The organism is Mesorhizobium sp. B2-8-5 (genome assembly GCF_006440675.2).
Lineage (GTDB): Bacteria > Pseudomonadota > Alphaproteobacteria > Rhizobiales > Rhizobiaceae > Mesorhizobium.
This window is the reverse complement of the sequence record NZ_CP083951.1, coordinates 5,515,196-5,532,533: the sequence shown is the minus strand read 5'-3', so window position 1 is coordinate 5,532,533 and position 17,338 is coordinate 5,515,196. Positions and strand designations below refer to the sequence as shown.

The following is a 17,338-nucleotide window of genomic DNA, read 5'->3' as shown; positions in this document are numbered from 1 at the left end:
TATTGGAATACGAAGCCCCTGAAAACGTGTCTTTCTGCAGCAAATCCGGTATTCGGATTCTAAGCTGGCCGAGGGGACATGAGCGACGACACGGCGATTCGCCGGAGCCTTTCCGAGGAGATCGGTTACTGGCTGGAGTCGGCATCGCGGACGCTTGAGAAGCGCTATGGAAATGGCGTGCCCCTCGCCAAGCAGGACATGCTGCTGGCCCATTATCTCTATGGCCTCACGGCTGTCGTTCACGCGCATGACGCGCCTGCCGTCCATCTGGCGGCGGTGCGGTCCTATCTCGAGCGGCTGATCCCAACGGAGCGGGTTGCGGCGGCGCTCAAGGCTGTGCCCGAGGCGGGTGACGCCTGGCTTGAAAACACGCTCGATCGCGTCGAGGCGATCGGTGAAAAACAGGGCCACGCGCTGCTGGCGCGCGGCGCCGATATCGTCATCCCATTTTCGAGCAGACACGCTTTGGCGGCAGGATCGGCGGAACCTGCCGTGATCGAGCGCGACCCACCAAAGGAGGCATTCTCGCAATGAACTTCAGGCAGGAAGGTATCAGTCAGCGCGGATCGGCTCGATTTGCTGGAAATTGGGTCTCCGGCGCCACCGACAGCCGCTCGCTCCGGCGCCGCCTGATGGCGGCGCTGCGCAACGCGCATAGGGTGCTCGGCATGCAGCGCAGGGGGCTAGGGCTTGGCACGCTCGGCGGTGGCAGGATTCTGGCGGCGGCGCTGGGTGCAATTGCATTCGGTGGCATCGCCACGCCGGCATCGGCACAGGTTTTCGGCGGCGGCGGCACGGCAAACGGTGTGCGCGGTATCGCGTTTGGATCTGGAGCCGTGCAAAACGGAGCCGATTCCATCGCCGAGGGTACCAATGCCAGCGCGGGCAGCCAGAATGCCGTCGCGATCGGCTTCCAGTCGATCGCCTCGCAGATCAACTCCATCTATCTCGGCTCGCGGACTGCTGCGGGAACGGGTGCCACTGCCACGAGCGCCATCGGCATCGGCACGGATGTCACGGCATCTCAGGCCGACGCAATTGCCATGGGACGTTCGTCCGTGTCGTCGGCGCAATATGCGATCGCCATCGGTCTGAATGCGCGAGCTACGGGTACCGGCGGCGCGATCGCGTTGGGTCAAGGCACTGTCTCGAGCGGCGTCAATTCGGTCGCGCTCGGTGTAACCGCCAATGCCACTGGGGCTGGCGCAAACGCCTTGGGCACCTTCTCCCTTGCTTCTGGGGGGAACTCCACTGCCCTCGGCACCAGTTCCACGGCCAGCAACAACTATGCGACAGCCGCGGGCTGGGGATCTGTCGCCAGCGGCGCCAACTCCACTGCCGTCGGGCGTGAGGCCGCTGCCAGCGGCATAAACGCTTCTGCATTCGGGGAAGGGGCAAAAGCAGTAGCAGACAATTCTCTCGCTGCCGGCGTCAGCGCCAACGCAGGCGGAGTCGGCAGTACCGCGCTCGGCATCGGCACCTCGGCCGGCGGCGCCAGTTCGGCAGCCGTGGGCTTCCAGGCCCAGGCAGCCGGCACCAATGCAATCGCCGTTGGCCCCCAGGCAAATGCATCGGCGTCAAACTCGGCAGCGTTCGGCAACGTTGCCACGGCTTCCGGTCAGTTCGCGCTGGCTCTGGGCAATTCGGCCGTGTCGAGCGGCGTCGGCTCGGTCGCGGCTGGTTCTGGAGCCCAGGCGACGGACGTCTCCACCACCGCGATCGGCAACAACGCCGCGGCGATAGCCGCCAACGCAAGTGCGCTGGGATTGGGCGCCACTGCGAGCGGTGTAGACGGCACGGCGGTCGGCAGGCAAGCCACTGCGAGCGCTCAATCGGCCATCGCCATAGGCACCAGCTCCGCTGCGAGCGCCGCCGCCAGCACGGCAGTTGGCAACACCGCCGTTGCCAGTGGCATAAACTCCTCCTCATTCGGGTCTGGAGCGAAGGCGACAGGCGACAATTCCCTTGCCGCCGGCGTCAGCGCCAGCGCCGGCGGGCTAGCCAGCACCGCGCTCGGCATCGGTTCCAATGCATCGGCGCAGAGCGCCATCGCCGTCGGCAACAATGCCAAGGCCGATTCCGCCGAGGCGGTCGCCATGGGCACCAATGCGGTCGCGACCGGTGGCAAGGCTGTCTCGATCGGCTCTGGCAACACCGCCTTTGGCGACGGCGCGGTCTCCATCGGCGATCCGAGCTATGCCAGCGGCACCGGCGCCTTCACCGGCGGTGCCAACAACATCGCCAACAGCGACGGCACGGCGAGCGCCACCGCCGCCAACCAGGCCGCCGGCGCAGTGGCGATCGGCAACAACAACAAGGCGATCGGGCAAGGCTCCGTGGCGCTGGGCAACGGCTCTACCGCGGGCGCCGCCGGCCTCGCCGGCAATATCGCCCTGGGCGACGGCGCGACCGCGGCGGCGAAGTCAGGCGATGTCGCCCTGGGCTCCGGCTCGGTGACCGTCACGGCGGTCGGCACGAGCGGCACGACGATCGGCGGGACGGCCTACAGTTTCGCCGGAACGGTTCCGACATCAACCGTCAGCATCGGCGCTCCGGGCGCGGAGCGGACCCTCACCAATCTCGCGGCGGGCCGGCTCAGCAACGCCTCGACCGACGCGATCAATGGTTCGCAGCTTTTCGCGACCAATCAGCAGGTGACGCAGAACACGACCGATATCGCCAACATCGGAAATACGGTCACCGACATCAACACCGGCGCCGGCATCAAATATTTCCACGCCAATTCGACGCTGCCCGATTCCCAGGCTCTGGGGACGGATTCGGTTGCGATCGGCCCGAATGCCGTCGCCAACAATGCGGGCGACGTGGCAATCGGCCTGAACTCCGTATCCGGCACCACGACCGTGGTCGGCGGCACGACGATCGGCGGTGTGAACTATACCTTCGCCGGCGGAACGCCGGCCGGCGCGTTCTCGGTCGGCTCGGTTGGTGCTGAACGCCAGATCCAGAACGTTGCGGCCGGGCGGTTGAGCAACTCCTCGACCGACGCGGTCAACGGCTCGCAGCTGTTCGCGACAAACCAGCAGGTGACGCAGAACACAACTGATATCGCGGCCAACACCGCCGACATCACCAATCTCGGCAACACGATCACCAACATCAACACCGGTGCCGGCATCAAGTATTTCCACGCCAATTCGACGCTGCCCGATTCCCAGGCGCTGGGGACGGATTCGGTCGCGATCGGCCCGAATGCCGTCGCGAACAACGCCGGCGACGTGGCTATCGGCTTGAATTCGGTATCGGGCGCCACGACCAATGTCGGAGGCACGACGATCGGCGGCGTCAACTACACCTTCGCCGGCGGAACGCCGGCCGGCGCATTCTCGGTCGGCTCGGTTGGCGCGGAGCGCCAGATCCAGAACGTCGCGGCCGGGCGGTTGAGCAACTCCTCGACCGACGCGGTCAACGGCTCCCAGCTCTTCGCGACAAACCAGCAGGTGACGCAGAACACGACCGATATCGCGGCCAACACTGCCGACATCGCCGCCAACACTGCCGACATCACCACGCTCGGCAACACCATCAACAATTTTGCCGGCGACACCTCGACTGCCTACACGGACGCCAACGGCGAAGGCATCCGCTACGTGCGCACCAACGACACGACGCTTCCGGTCACCGATGCCTTCGCGCAAGGGATCGGCTCCTCGGCGCTCGGCTACCAGGCAACGGCGTCCGCCGCCAATTCGCTGGCTCTCGGCCGCGGCACCGCGGTCACCATAACCGACGGCGTGGCGCTCGGCTCCGGCTCGGTTTCCGACCGTGCGGTCGCGCCCGTGTCGGGGTCGATCCTTTCCGGCACCGGCCTCATTCCCTACAACACCGCGGACATGACCCTGCTCGGCGCCGTCTCGGTGGGCACCTCCACCGCTTATCGCCAGATCATCAATGTGGCCGACGGCACCGAGGACCAGGACGCCGTCACGCTTCGCCAGTTGAAGGGCGCGCTGAGCTCCTTCGCGGTGACCGGAAGCATGTACTTCCACGCCAACTCGACCGCGTCGGACTCGCTGGCGGTCGGCGCCGATTCGGTGGCGATCGGCCCGCGCACGACCGTCAATGGCGACAACGGCATCGGCATGGGCAACGGCGCCATCGTCCAGCAGACGGCGCCAGGCGGCATCGCGATCGGCCAGACCTCGACTGTCAATGCGGCAGACAGCATCGCGCTAGGCACGAACTCGACCGCCAACGGCGCCCAGTCAATGGCGCTCGGTGCCGGCGCCACGGCCAACGAGCCGGGCAGCGTCGCTCTCGGCGCCGGCTCGACGACGGCGGCTGCCGTCGCCACCACCGGCACGACGATCAACGGCGTCGCCTACACCTTCGCCGGAACCAATCCGACGAGCACGGTGAGCGTCGGCAGCGTCGGCAACGAACGCACCGTAACCAATGTGGCCGCGGGCAGGATCAGCGACACTTCCACCGATGCCATCAATGGCAGCCAGCTCTACGCGACCAATCAGGCTGTCGAAGCGGTGCAGGGGAGCGTCGGCAACCTGAATGAGTTCGCCGTTCAATATGACAAGAACCCGGACGGCACCAAGTCGAACTCGCTGACGCTCGTCGGCGGTGACGTGAATGCGCCCGTTGTCATCCACAATGTCGGCGCCGGCACCGCTGACACCGATGCAGTCAACGTGCTGCAGTTCAACAACGGGCTGGCGACAACGTTCGACAACTCCAAGACCTACACCAATCAGGTGGCGGCCACCACGCTGCAGCAGGCCAATGCCTATACCGACTCCAAGCTCAGCCAGCTCAACATGGACATGGGCGAGGCGCGCGGCGAGGCGCGGCAGGCCGCCGCGATCGGCCTTGCGGCCGCCTCGCTGCGTTACGACGACCGCCCAGGCAAGCTGAGCGTCGCGGCCGGCGGCGGCTATTGGCGCGGCGAAGGCGCGGTCGCGTTCGGCGCCGGTTACACCAGCGAGGACGGCCGAGCCCGGGCGAACCTCTCCGGCACGACGGCGGGCGGGCACTGGGGTGTCGGCGCGGGCGTCAGCTTTACCCTGAACTGAGTCTGCTGATGACCAGGCAAACAGTCCTTGCCGTAATATCGGTGGTTTGCCTCCTTCTGTCCGGCCCGCACGCGGCCGGGCAAGGGGCGGCCCCTGCCTACAGGATAAAACCTTCCGACGTCGCGGTACCTCCGGACGTGAAGCTTGGCGAATATCAACGCATCACGCGTCCGTTCGAGAACTGGACGCTGATCTGCGACGAGAACCTGCAGGCCAGGAAGAAAGTATGCAACATCAGCCAGTCCTTCATCGACCAGGGCCAGGCAATAATCTTCAGCTGGTCGCTTGCGGCCGACGAGAAGGGCAAGCCGTTCATGATATTGCGCGCGCCCAGCGCGGCAGGGGCAGGCAGCAAGCTTTCGCTCAGATTTGCCGGCCGCAAACAGCCGGTCGACGTTCAACTGCAAGGCTGCGACGCGTCGGTTTGCGTCGGTTATCTACCCGTCGGCCCGGTGCTTCGCGAGCAGATCGGCAAGGAGACGATGGTCCAGGTTTCCTATTCCCTGCCGTCGGGAGCGACCGTCAGCCTCGATGCCCCGTTCAAGGGGCTCAAGACCGCGCTGTCGGCCATCAACTAGAAAGACTTTGAGATGACACGCCAATCCATCGAGGACAGAATCCTGACGCACTCCCAGCCGGTCGCGCTGCCGGAGCCGCCGGCAAGTGCGCCGCCACAGCGTTCGCCAGGCTGGCGCCTGGTGCGAAACACGGCGCTGCTCGGCGCGTTCGCGGTCTTGGTCGCGGCGGCGGTGATCCTGTCGCTCCGTCTCTATCCCGCGCTCGGTACATTCGTCGCCGGCACGGCCTCCGCGCAAGCACAGGCGCCCATGCAGGGCGAGCCGGCGCAAGCCGCGCCTGCGCCGGCGGATATCGCGGCGAACAAGAATCCGTTTCAGGCGCATGTCGCTCAGGCGGGCGTGCGCACCTGCGCCAATCTCTTTACCACGCTCGGACAGGCTCTGACGGCAGGATCGACCTATGCGGTCCAGACGCAATGGGACAAAACTTCGCCGGATGCCCATGCGGTGCAGGCCGTGGCCGGGATGAGCTACGATCTGCCGGACTACAAGACGCAGGCCGCGGGCGTCGTCTTTGCTTCGCCCGTCGGCCAGACCTGCGAGGGCGGCTTCGTGCGCGTGGCGCCGTTCCAGCGCTCTTGCCAGGAAGTTGCCGGAACGCTCCCGAAAGGCAGCCTGCTGGCGGACAATCTTTCGAAAACGATGCTTTTCAACCTGGCCAACAATGGCGGCCAGGCGCTGCTGGTCCCCACCGGCAATACCTGTGTCGTCGTCTCGGTGGCCCGCATGGGCGGCTAGCGGCCAGCCGTGATTGTCGATTCCTGGACAGCTGCAATTGGGAGCTACGAAAATGCTGATCAACCGTCGCCTCTCATTCCCGCTGCTGGCGGCTTTTGTCGGACTGACAATGGCGAGCCGGGCCGCTGACCTGGTGGCGCCGCCGCCGGCGCAGACCGGCGAGGAGAGGGGAATCTGGGGCGCGATCGCCTACTCGCCGGGCGACGGCAGGCACGGCTTCTTCTGGGGCGCCGACAAGCGGCAGGAAGCCGAAGACATCGCGCTCAAGCACTGCGAGAATGCGGACGGCGCGGGCTGCAGGGTGGTCGAGGTGTTTCGCAACCATCGCCATTGGGACGATGATGACGGCACCGGCTTTCCCTATGAGCATTGCGCGGCGCTTTCAGTCGGCAAGAGCCGTGGCCCGGCGACCCCGTTCTGGGGTGTCGCGTCCGCCACGACGCGTCGCGAAGCCGAGGACAAGGCCAAGGCCGAATGCGGCGGTAAGGAGAAGCAGTGCAAGATCCGCGAATGGGTCTGCACCTGAGCGTCGACAACGCTGCAGCCTGCATTAGATGTTCTGCCGCGTGAAGTGGAAGGCAGCGGCCCGCTGACTCAGATATTCTCCGGTGTGACTATTTCGAAAGGTATCGACCGCTGAAGGGTCGCGAATGGTGCTTGTGGTCCAATGACATCGATCATGGTCTGCACGAGAAGGGCGGAGGTCGCTTCAAGGGGGTGGCAGAGAGCTGCCGTGATCAATCCTTCGGACAATCCTCTGCGGGTCTCGGGCCCAATGTCGCGGCATACCACCTTGATCCCCGATCGCCTCTCGGAAGATACTTCCCTCAAGGCGCGAAGCACGCCTGTGATGCCGCCGCCAACAATTAGAATCCCCACCAGATCGTCCGTCGTCTTCAGCAACTCGGCCACCATGCGGTAGGCCTCGCTCGATTCCTCGTGAGTGGGGCGGCTCTCCTCCACTGTGAGCCGAGGCGCGTGCTCGCGCAAATAGGAGCGGAAGCTGGCGTCCGAGACATCCTGGCATTGGTAGCGATGATTGCCGATGAAAACAGCGATTCGACCAGCCCCTTGGGTCGTTTGCGTGATCAGGAATGCTGCGGTGCGCCCCAGCTTCCAGTTGTTGGTGCCTACATAGGCCGCCCTTTCCGGTGCGGATTGATCTGTGATGTAGGAGACAACCGGCTTACCCATCTCCTTCAGGGAACGGATGGCCTGGCCAATGATCGGGTGATCCGCCGCGACCACCGCCACAGCGTCGCATGCATCGCCAAGCGCGATGAGCCGGCTCGATATCGTCTCCGGCGTCAAAATATCCACGAAGTCGACGACAGGGTCGATGACCTCGTCCCGCCGCTCGCGGCAGGCAGCGACAATCTTCTTCCCGAATAGCTGGTAGAGGTCGCGGGTCGACTGCTGGAGCAGGAAACCCAGCCGGTAATGCGGCGAGATTTTTCGCGCCCGGTCATCGATCGCGCCGATGCCGTAAAAGCCAATTTCTTCCGCGGCGCTTTGCACGCGCTGGACGGTTTTCGGCCGCACGGCAACGGTGCCGCCCAGAATTCTGTTCACCGTCGCCACCGACACGCCTGCCGCGGTAGCAAGATCGTGGATTGTCGGCCGCTTCATGAACGCCCACCCTTCTCTGTATCATCATGATTGAAACTAAATGATACAAATGCAATTTTGATATTATTTCTGCCTTCTCCGAATATCAACCCTCCGATATGAATTGCGCCGAGTGAGGCCTCGATCGGATGTCGAGAGCCCACAGACCCCAGACCGATCCGGGCAGGGAGGCGCTTTCACGATGGATGATCTTCAGTATGGAACGCGCGACAAGCGCGGTAACTGGGCACCACATCGCCGTGCCGAGCCGGCGCCGATCTGGCACCGTCCGTTCAATGTGAAGAAGGTGGTAGCCTGGATTCCAGAATTCTTCTGGCCATGGAATACCTTCCACCTCGCCACGTCGCTCATTTGGGTCAACCTGCTGATCCCGAGCTGGCAGAGTCTCGCGAGCCTCTCGCTGCTCAACTACCTTTGGCTGTACGGCCTCAACGCCGCCGGGATTTTTCTTTTCTACGGCTTCTTCGAGCTGCGCTACTACGTCCGGCGCAAGCAACAGAACCGCTTCAAGTACAATCCAAAGTTTCCCTCGGACGCGCCGTCCGACGTGTTCTGGTTTCAAAGCCAGAACGTCGACAATTTCACCCGCTCGTTTTTCGTCACCATACCGCTGTGGACAGTGGTCGAGATCGTGATGCTGTGGGTCTACGCGAACAGCTGGGCTGTCTGGCTGCCCTGGACGACGAACTGGCTATACCTGTCGTTCCTGGTGCTTATCGCGCCTGCGGTGCATGAGGTCTATTTCTTCTTCCTGCACCGGGCGATCCATTGGCCGCCGCTCTACAAATGGGTGCACTCGGTCCACCACAATTCGATCAATCCGAGCCCGTGGTCGTCGCTGTCGATGCATCCGGTCGAGGGCTTCCTCTATCATGCCGAAGCCTGGCTGCACCTGTTGATCCCGTCCAACCCGGTCTGCGCTTATTTCACGCTGCATGGAGCCGGTTTCGGCGCCGTCAACGGCCATCTCGGCTTCGAGACCTTCGAGATCACCGACAAGGTCAATCTCGATAGCCACTCCTACGTGCACTACCTGCACCACAAGTACTTCGAGGTGAATTACGGCGGCGACGGGCTGGTGCCACTCGATAAGCTGTTCGGCACCTGGCACGACGGCAGCAAGGAAGCCGACGAGGTCATGAAGGCCCGCTTCCGCAAGAAAAAGGAAAAGGTGCGGAGCCGGCAGGAAGGCCGCGGCGATCCGGCATCCGGAATGCCTGCGGAATAACGAACCAGGCGCCGTTTCGGCTGGGTCCGTGAGGAGTGGGCCCGGAACAGGAAGACTTTTGTTGAAACCCTATGGGGTAATCTGGGAGGAATACCATGAAGCTTTTCAAGACACTCGTCTCGACGGCGGTGCTGATCGGGTTCAGCACCGGCGCGACGCTCGCCGCAAACATCTTCGTCGTCGGCGGTAAGCCGGACGATCCGTTCTGGTCGATCGTCAAGCGCGGTGCCGAAGACGCCGGCAAGGTCGTCGAGGCTCAAGGCGGCAAGGTCACCTGGCTCGGGCCGCAGAACTACGACAATCTGGGTGTGGACGCCGCAGAGCTGATCCGTCAGGCCATCGACCAGAAGGCCGATGCCATCGTCGGCCCGGACTGGGTGCCGGAAGCGATGGATCCTGCGTTCAAGGCGGTAAGGGACGCTGGCATTCCGCTGCTTATCTACAATGCCGGCGGGTTGAAAGCAGCCGATCGTCTCGGCGCCATGAACTATGTCGGCTCCGATGATTACAAGGGCGGCGTCGCGGCCGGCGAGTACCTTACCAAGGCCGGCAACAAGAAGGGCGTCTGCATCAACACGCTGCCGGGCGCCGCCAACATCGAGGCGTTTTGCGGTGGCTTCAAGGAGGGTATGAAGAACGGTGGTGGTGAAGCCGACGTGCTGCCATTGCCCGCCACATCCTTCGGCTCGGCAACCGCCGTAGCCCAGGCGGTGAAGGCCTATCTGTTGCAGCACCAGGACGTGAACGCTGTCTTTACGATCGGCAACGTCGACGCCAACTCGGCCATGAACGGCATCACCCAGGCCGGGAAGGTCGGAAAGGTGCACCTGTGCGGCATGAATTTTGACGAGACGATCCTGAACAACATCAAGGGTGGCCAGCAGGACTGCGCCATCGACCAGCAGGGTTACCTGCAGGGATATCTCGCCGTGGCGATCCTCAATGGTCACGTCAATTACGGCCTGTCGGTGCCCACCCGCGAGATCCTTACGGGACCAGGCATCATCGACAAGACGAACGTCGACGCCACCATCGCTGGCGTGAAAGCAGGGACACGATAATCCTCCCGCCTGGGCCGCCCGCGTTTTGCGGCGGGCGGCCCTTTTCCCTTTCTCTGCGGCGGCACATTACGGCCAGCCGCGTGCTCGCGGATTACCCTAATGGCACATCCCGTCGCATCCACATCAACGCCTGCGCTCGAACGCTCGCAGTCCGGACTGGCGCTCGGCCGGTTGGCACGTCGACCGGAGTCGGGCTCGTTCCTTGGCATGGTCGCAGTCCTGCTTTTCTTCGGCCTATTCGGCGGCAGCAGTTTCATGTCGGCAGCCGGTGCGGCAAGCTGGCTGAACATCGCTTCCGAGATCGGGATCATTGCGCTGCCGATAGGGTTGCTGATGATCGCCGGGGAACTGGACATCTCGGTCGGCGCGGTGATCCCCGCGGCGTCGCTCACCGCTGCCATCGTCTCGGGTCACTACGGGCTGCCCGATTGGCTTGGCATAACGGCAGCGCTTGGCCTCGGCCTCGCCGTCGGCCTCGTCAACGGCCTGTTTGTGACGAGGACAACCATCCCGTCGCTTATCATCACCATCGGCACCATGTTCGGCACGATGGGTCTGACGCTGGGCCTCACCGTCAAGATCGCCGGCAGCACCGGCGTCTCGCTCGTGCCGGACCCGCTTACCAAGCAAATCTTGGGTGACTATCTCGGCGGCATGTTCCAGGTCACGATCCTGTGGTGGGTCGTGTTCGTGGTTGGCCTGTTCTGGCTGTTGCACATCTCGCCGATGGGCAATTGGATCTATGCGCTCGGCGGCGACAAGGAGAGTGCGCGCAACGTCGGCATCCCAACCAAGCGCCTGACCATCGGCCTGTTCATGCTGTCCGGCTTCAGCGCCGCGTTCGTCGGGGTCAGCGAGGTGATGGTCTACCAAAGCGCGCAGGTTCTGGCCGGCCAGTCCTTCATCTTCAATTCCATCATGTGCGTGGTCATCGGCGGCGTCTTGCTCACGGGCGGTTTCGGCTCGATCGTCGGCATCGTGTTCGGCACGCTCACCTTCTCGATCGTGAACCAGGGCATCTATTTCACCAGTCTCGATCCCAATGTCGGCAGCGTCATCATCGGTGCGCTTCTCCTGATTGCGGTGTTGACCAACGACACGTTCCGGCAGTTGGCGCTCAGCTATTCGTCGAAGAAGGGAGGACAGTCATGATGGACGCAATCAAATCATCACTGCGCCGTCCCGAAGCCGGATCGGTCCTCAGCCTCATTGGCGTGGTGCTGTTCTTCGTTCTGTTCGGCGGCGCCAATCTGGGCACGCTGGTTGGCGCGGCGAGTTGGGTCAATTTCGCGGCCAATCTCGGCATCGTCGCCATTCCCGTCGGCCTGCTGATGATCGCGGGCGAACTCGACATTTCCATCGGCGCCTTGATCCCCGCCGGTTCGATGACCACGGCCGTCCTGACCGGCTACTACGGACTGCCCATAGCCGTAGGGATCGCCGGCGCACTGGCGGTCGGCGTGGCGGTTGGCCTGATCAACGGCCTGCTGACGATACGAACCTCCGTGCCCTCGCTGATCATTACCCTGGCCACGCTGGTCGCCATGCAAGGGGTAGTGCTCAGCGGGTCTGTGCTTCTGACCGGCAACGCCAGCGTTGCCCTCACTGCGCCGGACTGGGCCAAATTCCTGTTCGGCCAGCTGATCGGCGGCAGTCACCAGGTCATCATCGTCTGGTGGGTCGCCTTCGCCGCCATCATGGGTTTCGTTCTGCACAAGACCCGCTATGGCAATTGGCTTTTTGCAATGGGCGGCGACAAGGTCAGCGCCCGCAATGCCGGCATTCCGACGAACCGGATGACCATTGCGCTGTTTGTGTTGTCCGCGGTCAGCGCCACATTCGTTGGCATCTGCCAGGCGATCCTGTTCAACTCCGCCCAGGTCTCCGGCGGCATGAGCTTCATCTTCAACGCGATCGTGTCCGTGGTGGTGGGCGGTGTGCTGCTGACCGGCGGTTTCGGGTCGGTCGTTGGTATCTTCGTGGGAACCGTCACCTTCGCCATCGTCAGCCAGGGCATCTACTTCACCCAGATCGACCGAAACTGGTCGAACCTGATCATCGGCGTGATGCTCCTGCTGGCCGTGCTGATGAACCAGTCATTCCGCGACCTGGCGCTGTACTTCAGACCGCGGCGCAAGCGAAGCCTGCCGCGGGAGCCAGCCAACCCATGAGAGATGAGTTTGAGATCACTTCCCGCTTCGGTGAATGCCACCCCGGCGCAGTCGAATTGCAGATGAAGAGATGACGCCATGAACGACAAACCTGCCATTCTCGAACTGAGAAACGTCAACAAATCCTTTGGACCGATCGACGTCTTGCACGATATTTCGCTCAGGGTGCGCGCCGGCGAAGTGCTCTGCCTGCTCGGTGACAACGGCGCCGGCAAGTCCACGCTCATCAAGACCCTGGCCGGGGTCCACAAGCCAACCAGCGGCCAGATATTGATGGATGGTCAGTCCGTTACGTTCACCGGACCAAGCGATGCGCAGGGGCGCGGAATTGCCACCGTGCATCAGTTCGGCGGCACGTTTCCGCTGATGAGCATCGGGCGGTCTTTCTTCGTCGGCGTCGAGCCGACCAAAGGTTGGGGGCCGTTCAGGATCTACGACCGCAAGCGCGCCAACGAGATAGCGGTGAAAGCGGTCCGGGATTTTGGCATCACCCGTATCGACGACGGCGACCGCCTGGTGGGCGGCCTGTCGGGCGGCGAGCGCCAGTCGCTCGCCATTGCCCGCGCCGTGCATTTTGGAGCGCGCGTGCTGATCCTGGATGAGCCGACCGCGGCACTCGGCGTCAAGCAGGCCTCGCATGTGCTGCGTATCGTCAACGAGGCCAAGAAGCGTGGCCTGGCGGTGGTCTTCATCACCCACCAGGTCATGCACGCCATGACCGTCGGCGACCATTTCGCGGTACTGATCCGCGGCGCCATCGCCGCCGATTTCCGCAAGGGCGAAAAGTCACGCGAGGAGATTACGGATCTGATGGCCGGCGGCGAGACCATGGCCGACCTCGAAGCCCAGGTCGAAGGCTACATGGAAACCCATGCGGGCCATCCGCCGTCCCTGATCCCAGCCGCTCACTAGACTTTCCTTGGGAGGTTATCCAGTCCGGCGCGGCTTCATCTCGCCGCTCACCGCGATCCCGTAAACCCGAAAGCAAAAACAGGACAGAAATGACAATTCGCATTGCAGTGATCGGCGCCGGCCTCATGGGCGCGGATCATGCCAGGATAGTCGCCGAGGAACTGCCCGGCGCAACCCTCCAATTGGTTTGCGACATGGATGAGCAGCGCGCTCGTTTCGTCGCTGATGCATGCGGCGCCAACGACGTTGCCACCGATCCCGAGGGCGCCATCGCGCGGCAGGATGTGGACGCCGTTATCATCGCCAGCCCCGATTTCACGCACGCGCCGCTGTCGATGGCCTGCATTGGCGCCGGCAAGCGGGTACTGTGCGAAAAGCCCCTGTCACAAGCCCCGGCTGACTGCATTGCGGTGATGGCAGCCGAACAGAAAGCCGGGGCGAAATTCGTCCAGCTCGGCTTCATGCGCCGGTACGACCGCTCCTACCAGGAGATGAAGCGGGCGCTGGAAGACGGCCGTCTCGGCCGGGCGTTGATGGTGCACAATTTCCACCGCAACGTCGAAACGCCGGCCGCCGATTTCACCGGCGCGATGGCCATCACCAATTCCGCCCCGCACGAATTCGACGTCGTGCGTTATGTGCTCGGCACTGAATACACCGCCATCTCCGCATTCCAGCCGAGACGCTCGGACGCGCGTGTCGCCCCCGTCGTCATGGTGTTGGAAACCGTGGATGGCCAGCTGGTCAACATCGAGATCAACAACAACGCCGCCTATGGCTATGACGTGCGTGCCGAACTGGTCGGCGAACGGGGCACTGTTGCGACCAACCATGTTGCCTATACCCGCACTGAGTCCGCGCTTACCCAAAGCACCAGCTACGACGCCGACTGGCGGACCCGTTACTACGATGCCTACCGCCGCCAGAACCGAGACTTCCTGCGCTTCGTCGTGACTGGCGATTTCCCTGTGACAGCGTCGGATTGCTGGGACGGCTATTGCGCCGCCGTCGTTGCCGAGGCTGGCGTGAAGGCGCTGAAGGAAGGCCGTCGAACGCCTGTCCAGATGATTGCAAAGCCGGAGTTCTACGCGTGAAGCTCGGTTTCGTTTCAGACAGTCTCGGCTACCTGCCGTTCGAGGCGGTGCTTAATCATGCCCAGCGCATGGGCGTATCCGGCATCGAGGTGAACACGTGCGGCTGGTCGACCGCCCCCCATTTCCGTCTCGCGTCGATGCTGGGCAACAGGGAAGCACAGAGACGCTTTATGGGAGCGTTCGAGGAACGCGGGCTGGAGATCATCAGCCTGAATGCGAATGGCAATCCGTTGCATCCGACCGATCGGGCCCAGGGCGAGGGGCTGAGAGATACCATCCGCGTCGCCGGCGAGATGGGCATCCGCACGGTCTGCACCATGAGCGGTCTGCCGGCTGGTAGTGCCGGCGACAGCATGCCGAACTGGGTTGTCTCGTCCTGGCCGCCGGAAACGCAGACCATCCTCAAATATCAATGGGAAGAAAAGCTGATCCCGTTCTGGACCGAGATCGCTGCGCTGGCAAAGGCAAACGGGGTCGAGCGCATCGCGCTCGAGCTGCATGGCAATCAATGCGTCTACAACGTGCCCTCGCTGTTGAAACTGCGACAAGCGGTCGGGCCGGTCGTGGGCGCCAATCTCGACCCCTCGCACCTGTTCTGGATGGGCGCCGATCCGCTCGCGGCCGCCGAAGCGTTGGGCGCGGCCATCTATCACGTGCATGCCAAGGATACGATGCTGAACCGGCCCGTTCAGGCAACGACCTCGCTGCTCGAGAATGGCAGCCTGATGGACATCCCGGCCCGCTCCTGGAGCTACATCACGCTCGGCTTCGGTCATGGCGAGGAGTGGTGGCGGCGGTTCTGCTATCGGCTGAAGATGGCCGGCTATGATGGCTGGCTCTCCATCGAGCACGAGGACGTGCTTCTGAATTCGCTGGAGGGGCTCGAAAAGTCGGTCGCGCTGCTCCAGGGCGTGATGCCGTCGGCTCCCGCAGACTTCAAACCGCAAGATATCTGAGGAGACGTATATGCCCTGGGTCGACGCTTGTGCCGCTGACGAAATCGAAGCCGAGGAAGCCAAGCGTTTCGAGAATGGCGGCCGCACCTTCGCGATCTTCCGTAACGACGCGGACGAATACTACTGTACGGACGGATTGTGCACACACGAGGCGATCCACCTTGCCGACGGTCTTGTCATGGGCAATACGGTGGAGTGTCCCAAGCACGCGTCCGTTTTCGACTTCACCACCGGCGAAGTCGAGACGCCACCGGCCTGCGAGAACCTCAGGACATACAAGACCAGGGTCGAGAACGGCCGCGTGCATATCGAGATCTGACATGTCCGACAGCTTCGTTCTAGCCGCCTGCGCCGAAATGCTGTGGCGCGACCGGCCGATGGAATTCCGCGTCAAGCGCCTGACCGAACTGGGTTTCCAGGTCGGCCTCTGGAATTGGCCGGACCATGACCTTGCAATGCTCGAAAAATCCGGCGCCACCTTCTCGATCATGAACGGCTATCTGCGCGGCCGGCTCGCCGACGATGAAGGCGCGGAAGAACTCCTGAAGACAGCTAAGGAGACGGCCGCCGTCGGCAAGCGCCTTGGCGTGGCGCGCCTCAACCTGCATGGCACCGGACTAAGGTTTGTTGATATTCAGGATTCCCATCTTGGCTTGGTCGTGATTCAAGCTTTTGATGGAACGATTCGTGCTGACGGACGCCCAGTGGGCGAGGATGGAACCGCATTGTCTGGGTAAGGCGATAGACCCTGGACGAAGCGGAGGTGACAATCGCCTGTTTGTTGAAGCGGTTCTTTGGATCGTGCGCACTGGAAGCCCATGGCGCGATCTGCCAGCCTTCTTCGGCAAGTGGAACAGCGTCTTCACGCGATACCGCGGTTGGGTCAAAGCCGATGTTTTCATTCGGCTTTTCGAGGCCTGCTCGGACGAACCGGACATGGAATACGCCATGGTCGACGCAACCATCGTCAAAGTCCATCGCCACGGCCAGGGCGCAAAAGGGGGACTCAGAGCCAGGCCATTGGTCGCTCCAAAGGCGGCATGACGACCAAGATCTTGGCGCTTACCGACGCGCTTGGCAATCTCGTGCGCTTTGTCCTGCTGCCGGGCCAGCGGTTCGATACGGTCGGTGTTGAACCGCTCATCGCGGGCCTCTGCTTCGACGCTCTGATCGCCGATAAGGCCTTCGACAGCAACGTCATCATCACCGATCTGAACGAGCGCGGCGCCAAGGTCGTCATTTCTCAGCACCCGCGCCGTGCAAAGCCGCTGCCGCTCGATGCCGAGATGTACAAATGGCGTCATCTGATCGAAAACTTCTTCTGCAAACTCAAGGAATTCAAACGTATCGCCATGCGCGCCGACAAAACCGACCAGAGTTTCAGTGCCATCATCCATCTCGCTGCCGCCGTCATAAACTCACGATGAATCTCAACAAGCCCTAGGCGAGGGTGGTCTGCCGGTCAGCCCGTGCGAGACGGTCACCGGCGCGATGTGGCTCAAGGCGCGCGATACGCTTAACCGCGTCGCCGATCTTGCCGAAGCGGAAGGCGTTACCTTCACGCTGGAGAACCTCAACCTGCCGGTCGATCATCCCGGCGTGCCCTTCGCGCGCGCCGAGGACACGCTGGCGCTGGTGTCGAGCGTCAACCGGCCGGGCCTGCGCCTCAACCTCGACCTCTACCACGCGCAGATCGGCGAGGGGAATTTGATCGAGCTCTGCCGCGCCTGCCTGCCATGGATCGGCGAGGTCCAGGTGGCGGACGTGCCGGGGCGCATGGAGCCCGGCACCGGCGAGATCAACTATCGCGGCATCGCCGGCGCGCTGAAGGATATGGGCTATCGCGGGCCGGTCGGCATGGAAGCGTTCGCTTCCGGCGATCCCGAAGCGGCGCTCGAGGCCTTCCGCAACGCTTTCACTATCTGA

15 protein-coding genes and 2 pseudogenes are annotated in these 17,338 nt (G+C 63.2%); 16 read left to right on the top strand and 1 reads right to left on the bottom strand.

The window, feature by feature from the left end; all coding sequences use genetic code 11:
- Positions 1-78 precede the first annotated feature (78 nt).
- Genes FJ430_RS27450 through FJ430_RS27430 form a run of 5 tightly spaced genes read left to right on the top strand, consistent with a single transcriptional unit; the run spans position 79 to position 6,887 of the window.
- The gene (locus tag FJ430_RS27450; RefSeq protein ID WP_140705478.1) at positions 79-534 is read left to right on the top strand and encodes a hypothetical protein; all 456 of its coding nucleotides are present in this window, start codon (positions 79-81) and stop codon (positions 532-534) included.
- The gene (locus FJ430_RS27445; RefSeq protein ID WP_140705480.1) at positions 531-5,045 is read left to right on the top strand and encodes a YadA-like family protein; all 4,515 of its coding nucleotides are present in this window, start codon (positions 531-533) and stop codon (positions 5,043-5,045) included. The genes FJ430_RS27450 and FJ430_RS27445 overlap by 4 nt, the downstream gene beginning before the upstream one ends.
- An 8-nt stretch (positions 5,046-5,053) precedes the next feature.
- The gene (locus FJ430_RS27440; protein WP_140643479.1) at positions 5,054-5,623 is read left to right on the top strand and encodes an invasion associated locus B family protein; all 570 of its coding nucleotides are present in this window, start codon (positions 5,054-5,056) and stop codon (positions 5,621-5,623) included.
- Positions 5,624-5,635: 12 nt separating this feature from the next.
- The gene (locus tag FJ430_RS27435; protein ID WP_140643481.1) at positions 5,636-6,361 is read left to right on the top strand and encodes a hypothetical protein; all 726 of its coding nucleotides are present in this window, start codon (positions 5,636-5,638) and stop codon (positions 6,359-6,361) included.
- Between the two features lie 52 nt (positions 6,362-6,413).
- Entirely contained in the window at positions 6,414-6,887 is a 474-nt protein-coding gene (locus FJ430_RS27430; protein ID WP_140705482.1) for a DUF4189 domain-containing protein, read from the top strand.
- 68 nt (positions 6,888-6,955) lie between these two features.
- Here FJ430_RS27430 and FJ430_RS27425 read toward each other — a convergent pair whose 3' ends face one another.
- Positions 6,956-7,990 (bottom strand): LacI family DNA-binding transcriptional regulator, encoded by a 1,035-nt coding sequence (locus FJ430_RS27425; protein ID WP_140705484.1) that lies wholly within the window; start codon positions 7,988-7,990, stop codon positions 6,956-6,958.
- Positions 7,991-8,171: 181 nt separating this feature from the next.
- Here FJ430_RS27425 and FJ430_RS27420 point away from each other — a divergent pair, with 181 nt between their 5' ends.
- From FJ430_RS27420 to FJ430_RS27370, 11 genes and pseudogenes are all read left to right on the top strand, one after another.
- Positions 8,172-9,218: a sterol desaturase family protein gene (locus FJ430_RS27420; RefSeq protein WP_140705486.1), complete on the top strand. Its 1,047-nt coding sequence runs from the start codon at positions 8,172-8,174 to the stop codon at positions 9,216-9,218.
- Positions 9,219-9,313: 95 nt separating this feature from the next.
- Positions 9,314-10,279, top strand: a complete 966-nt coding sequence (locus FJ430_RS27415) for a sugar ABC transporter substrate-binding protein (RefSeq protein WP_140705488.1) — start codon at positions 9,314-9,316, stop codon at positions 10,277-10,279.
- Positions 10,280-10,486: 207 nt separating this feature from the next.
- A complete protein-coding gene (locus FJ430_RS27410) occupies positions 10,487-11,431 on the top strand; it encodes an ABC transporter permease (protein ID WP_246683221.1) in 945 nt (314 codons plus the stop codon).
- Positions 11,428-12,450 carry an ABC transporter permease gene (locus FJ430_RS27405; RefSeq protein ID WP_413467805.1) on the top strand — a complete coding sequence of 341 codons (1,023 nt, stop codon included), beginning with the start codon at positions 11,428-11,430 and terminating at the stop codon, positions 12,448-12,450. The genes FJ430_RS27410 and FJ430_RS27405 overlap by 4 nt, the downstream gene beginning before the upstream one ends.
- Positions 12,451-12,528: 78 nt before the next feature.
- Complete coding sequence (locus FJ430_RS27400) at positions 12,529-13,362, top strand: ATP-binding cassette domain-containing protein (protein ID WP_140643490.1); 834 nt, start codon at positions 12,529-12,531, stop codon at positions 13,360-13,362.
- An 89-nt stretch (positions 13,363-13,451) separates the two neighbouring features.
- The gene (locus FJ430_RS27395) at positions 13,452-14,456 is read left to right on the top strand and encodes a Gfo/Idh/MocA family oxidoreductase (RefSeq protein ID WP_140705493.1); all 1,005 of its coding nucleotides are present in this window, start codon (positions 13,452-13,454) and stop codon (positions 14,454-14,456) included.
- Positions 14,453-15,412, top strand: a complete 960-nt coding sequence (locus FJ430_RS27390) for a sugar phosphate isomerase/epimerase family protein (RefSeq protein ID WP_140705496.1) — start codon at positions 14,453-14,455, stop codon at positions 15,410-15,412. Before FJ430_RS27395 ends, FJ430_RS27390 begins: the two co-directional genes overlap by 4 nt.
- Positions 15,413-15,422: 10 nt before the next feature.
- On the top strand, positions 15,423-15,731 hold the full coding sequence (locus FJ430_RS27385; RefSeq protein ID WP_140705498.1) for a MocE family 2Fe-2S type ferredoxin: 309 nt from the start codon (positions 15,423-15,425) through the stop codon (positions 15,729-15,731).
- 1 nt (position 15,732) lies between these two features.
- Positions 15,733-16,032 (top strand): annotated as a pseudogene (locus tag FJ430_RS27380) (hydroxypyruvate isomerase); the annotation flags it as partial.
- A gap of 55 nt (positions 16,033-16,087) precedes the next feature.
- Positions 16,088-16,839 (top strand): IS5 family transposase gene (locus tag FJ430_RS27375; RefSeq protein ID WP_226891807.1). Its coding sequence is split into 2 segments (ribosomal slippage): positions 16,088-16,418 and positions 16,418-16,839, totalling 753 coding nucleotides; the frame shifts between segments, so codons are not numbered across the junction.
- Between the two features lie 13 nt (positions 16,840-16,852).
- Positions 16,853-17,338: pseudogene (locus FJ430_RS27370) on the top strand (TIM barrel protein); the annotation flags it as partial.